2 protein-coding genes and 1 pseudogene are annotated in these 4,552 nt (G+C 56.6%); 1 reads left to right on the top strand and 2 read right to left on the bottom strand.

Annotated elements, in window-relative coordinates; genetic code table 11:
* Together VGE80_RS17470 and VGE80_RS17465 are read right to left on the bottom strand one after the other, a co-directional pair.
* On the bottom strand, window positions 1–1,439 hold a 1,439-nt coding region (locus VGE80_RS17470; protein WP_440593557.1), incomplete at its 3' end, for a glycoside hydrolase family 32 protein.
* Between the two features lie 37 nt (window positions 1,440–1,476).
* Window positions 1,477–3,507 carry a fructose-bisphosphatase class III gene (locus tag VGE80_RS17465; RefSeq protein ID WP_440593556.1) on the bottom strand — a complete coding sequence of 677 codons (2,031 nt, stop codon included), beginning with the start codon at window positions 3,505–3,507 and terminating at the stop codon, window positions 1,477–1,479.
* 530 nt (window positions 3,508–4,037) lie between these two features.
* Here VGE80_RS17465 and pgi point away from each other — a divergent pair.
* Window positions 4,038–4,552, top strand: a pseudogene (gene pgi / locus VGE80_RS17460) (glucose-6-phosphate isomerase); the annotation flags it as partial.

The following is a 4,552-nucleotide window of genomic DNA, read 5'->3' as shown; positions in this document are numbered from 1 at the left end:
GGACACTCATACAGGAACGTATCCCCTTCGGTTCCCCCCTTCACAACGCTTTCCAGCGACCATTCCTTGAGGTTGGTGGAAGTCAGGATGTGAACGGTATGCAGCTTACCCGGCAGTTCCACGTAAAGGACCATGACCCAGCGGCCCGTCGGCTCATGCCAGAAGACTTTCGGATCGCGATTGCCCGGCGTGAATTCTTTGACGACCGGGTTTCCTTCGTACTTCGTGAACTTTCGCCCGTCCAGGCTATACGCGATGCACTGCACTGTCGGAGAACCGGCGGCGGTGTAGATCAGGACCAGCGGTGGTTTTCCCTCTTTGCCGAAGCCGCTGGTATTCTTCCAGTCGATGACGGCGCTGCCGCTGAACATCGGACCCATGTCATCCGGGTAGAGGGCTTCGCCATGTTCCTTCCAATGGACCAGGTCGCGACTGGTCGCGTGGCCCCAGTGCATATTTCCCCAATTCCAGCCGTACGGATTGTGCTGGAAGAAGAGGTGGTACTCGCCGTTGAAATAGACCAGCCCGTTCGGGTCGTTCATCCAGCCACGACGGGGTGAAAAATGGAGCTGCGAACGGAGCGGTTCGGCATAGAGAGTCTCTCCGTCAAGCAGCGTGTCTGACTGTTTAGCAGTCTCCAGTCCCTTGGAATTTTCTGGCAGGAAATTGGCTGTGATGGTCAGCTTTCGACCGGCCCAGGGACTAATATCGAGCGGAGCCCACCACTGTGGTTCGGCATCAGCCAGTTCAATATCGAAGCGACGGACCTCTTTTCCGTCCACACTGACAGTGACGACGCGTGATCGAGCTCCAGTTTTGACGGGGAAATGCAGCCACTGATGTTCGGCGACAAGTTCACGGGTGACGTTCTGCACGAGCGGAACGGGTGGCTTGAACAACGGAGCGGTACCGCGGTCGTCCGTCAGCACGATCTGATCCACGTTAATATGTCCCCATCCCCCCTGGCGTCGGTCGATGATGGCGATGACGGCCTCTTTCCCCAGAAAGGGGCGAACGTCCCAGGCTGCCGGCTCCAGGCGTTCCGTTCCGCCCCCCTGTGTATTGGGGCCGGTGGCGGTCCTGACGACCTTTCCGTCAACCTGCAGGTTGATACAGGTTTCGTCTTCCCAGCCACCGCCACCAATCAGGAACGTGACGAAATTCCGTTCAATCTTAAATGGAGGAGAAACCAGTTCCCCCGTCGCGTTGTCTCCACCGGTGAACGAATTGACGAGCCCTTTTCCTGAGAAGCCGTCGACGAACATCTGGCCAGCCAGCGCCCCCTGCGCCGGACCGGCCCCGAACGCGGTTCCGGTCACTTTCCAATTGCCGTAGTCGGCACCTTCGAAATCGGCAATGAGCACGGGGTCCGCGGCTTCGGCAAACGGGATCGCCAGAACCCAGGCGGCGATACAAACGGTTGACCAGATCACTTTCACAAACATACTCCTCACAATCCCATCAATTCCGGCGCCGTCAGGAACGCAACTTGGGACGCCATTCATCCTGTGCCAGCTCATTGTTTCGATAGAGTTCGATCAAACGCTCAAGCATCTCGATATCACAACGAAACTGTTCGCCGCGCTCGGTGTCAGACATGCGGCGGGGAGGATCCCATTCGCGGATCACTGAAACACTGGGAACGATGTCAATTCCGTCGCGAACCGCTGATTCGACCGATTCAAAATGGTGGTGTTTGGCAAGAAGCGTCTTTTCCGGTCCGAGTACCAGTGTGTAGCCATGATCTCCGTAGGCTTCGGAGAACGCTCCATCGATTGTAATCGCCTTGCCACTTTTCTTCAGTGGTGATTCGGCGGCATCAATTTTGACCGGCACGTGCCCGTTGACGATCAATCCCTGTTTGCAATTCACCCCGAATTCCGTCAGCACCTTTTCGCAGAACCAGGGCTCGTCGACGAGGTTGAAGTAGGGATCTTTGGTTTCATGGTGGGGCGTCTTGTCGGCGATGAAGTCCCGTTCGAACGTCGCGATACGGTCTTTTCCGAACAGAGGAGAGCGAGGTCCGCTCCACAGGTACCACAGCACGTCCAGGTGACGCTGCTGTCGCTGCTCCATGGCCCATGCGATGACTCTTTCCAGTGAGTCGAACAATGCTCGACCACTCAACAATTTGCCGTCGACCGGCATCGGCAGAAATTCGCCTTCGGAGGTACAGGGGACGCAGCCATGGAAAATCAGATGCTCGTCGCGCCGCAGGTACATGGCCCCATGGCTGACGAGATACCGAAGTTGCTCGTTCAGGGTCTGGCTGTTCACAAAACTGTACTTCAGCCTCGCCATGCAGAGTTCTTCCTGCGGCGTCAATTCGTAAGGGTGTTCGGGATCAAGTGTGGGAAACAAGTTGTCGCGAAGGGCATATTTCACCCCATCGACGGTCACTGTCCCCTCGGCCTGGTTGATGTGGTGCAGCAGGCGACGATGGTCGAGTTCCCATTCGGGATTGCGGGCGAACATCTGGCCCTCCAGCTTGAACTGCATGATCGCAGCCGCTTTCTGCATCCGTGCGACGATCAGATCCGAACGCATTCCGCTCGATTTGGGCATGAAATGGGCAGCAGGGTCATCGCCATAGACGGTTCGCGCCAGGTGTTCCAGCGGTGTGAGGGGAATACTGTAGCCTTCGTCGAGCTGACCGAGCCGACGGTACCGCAGTGAGACCCGCAGTACGTGGGCGATCAGTGCTTCATGCCCCAGGCCCGCGCCGAGCCATGCAACGTCATGGTTCCCCCAGATGAACGACACATTCGGCTGGTCTCGCAGGTAATCGACAACTCGGTCCCCCCGCGGTCCCCGGTCCCAGCAGTCCCCCGCGATGATCAGCTCATAAATGGCCAGGTTGCGGATCAGCCGACCTGTAATGTGAATGAGATGAAGCGCTCGTCCGCGGCGGTGCATTTCGTCCACCACAGCATCGACGAACTCCTGTCCCCGTCCGTTACTCGGTTCATGCAGCATTTCGGCGAACAGGTTCGCGTACTCCTGAGGGAAGACCTGCGTGGCGCGCTTGAGGCTGTAATTGGATGCCAGTACGCGGACCAGTTCAAACTGGTGACGTAGTGTCTTCCGGGCAAAGCATCTCAGCGCGTCCGGGTCGGTCAGATTCTTTTCCAACTGAGCCGTGACTTCAGCGGGATAGAAAATGAGTGTCAGAAATTCGGTGAACTCCTTGGGATCCATCCGGTCCTTGAAGAGTCGTTCAACGAGAGGGCGAAGTGTTCCCGATGCGTTATTGATGACGTGCCGCAGCTTTTTATGTTCACCATGGATGTCACTGATCACATGGACTGTCCCTTTGGGAAGGGTCAGAACGGCCGAAAGGCGAGCAATTTCCGCCAGGGCGGAATCGATGTTGGGAAACTGTGTGGCGAGAGCTCGGAGCAGCGTCAGTTCGTATCGTCGAGGCCGTTCCTCGCAGTTCCCGCGCTCGCAGGGATGTGATTCATGATCTGTACCCGACATCGTGATTGGACTGCCGTCAACGTTCATCGATCACATTTCCGTCTGTAGAATTCCATCAACTCGTAGATGAGCCGTTCGCTGCATCAGCGTACCGAGCTAGCGACCCAATCTAAAGCTCATCCCGACGAAGAAGTGGACCAAAATCCGCCCCAATTGGTGTCCGCCACCTGTGAAATTCCAAAATCCGCACATACGAACAGTGGAGTAATTTCTAGCCGCATCAAGCGTGCCGAGCAGAGATACGGCTCAATCGTGAAAATTGAATCTGCTGAGAGAATTGGGCCGATGCTGAAGACAATTCGACCGGTTTTGTCGTGACTGGGAATGTGAGTTGCAAGAGCGGTGAGTCTGGTGTACGCCCGCGGTGAAATTCCTTCGTGTCAGTGGCGATGTCGTGGCAATCCGTGAATCGTCCGGGTGAGCTGCTGCCACATCTTCGCTGACGATCGAAAGAGAACTCGACACTGAAGTTGCGGACTTAGTTGAATGCGGTGGTAAGTGCAGTATTCTACCGCTCGTTGGAACGAACAGGAAAAACTAACAAGGAGTTGCATCCGATGTCTGCTAACTCGACATGGTTTCGCTATTGCCAGTATCTGGTTTCTGACCGGCAGCTCGGATTTTCGCTCGATATCAGTCGTGTTCGGTTTAATGAGGCAGACCTGGCATCGTTACTTCCGCGAGTCGAGGCGGCGATCGGTGCCATGGAAGGACTGGAACGGGGGGCCATTGCCAACGCCGATGAGAACCGGATGGTGGGTCATTACTGGCTGCGGGCTCCGGAACTCGCCCCATCAGCCGAAATTGCGGCAGACATCCGCCAGACCCAGGGTCGCATTATCGAGTTTGCGAAAGAGATTCATGAAGGGGTCGTCCAGGGGGCGGAAGGCCGGTTCCAGTTCCTGCTGGTGATCGGAATCGGTGGCTCGGCGCTAGGCCCTCAATTCGTGGCTCAGGCTCTGGGCTCACCGCTTGACGAGATTCTTCCGTTTTTCATCGATAACACCGATCCCGACGGGATCGATCAAGTTCTGGGAGAACTCGACGGCCAGCTCGGAAGTACACTGGTGCT

Origin of the sequence: Schlesneria sp., from assembly GCF_036405755.1 — a bacterium.
GTDB classification, from domain to species: Bacteria; Planctomycetota; Planctomycetia; order Planctomycetales; family Planctomycetaceae; genus Schlesneria; species Schlesneria sphaerica.
This window is presented reverse-complemented; position numbering and strand designations above follow the sequence as displayed.

Excerpts from the sequence above, each read along its gene's own strand:
- VGE80_RS17465 (WP_440593556.1), bottom strand. The coding sequence starts at position 3,507 with ATGAACGTTGACGGCAGTCCAATCACGATGTCGGGTACAGATCATGAA.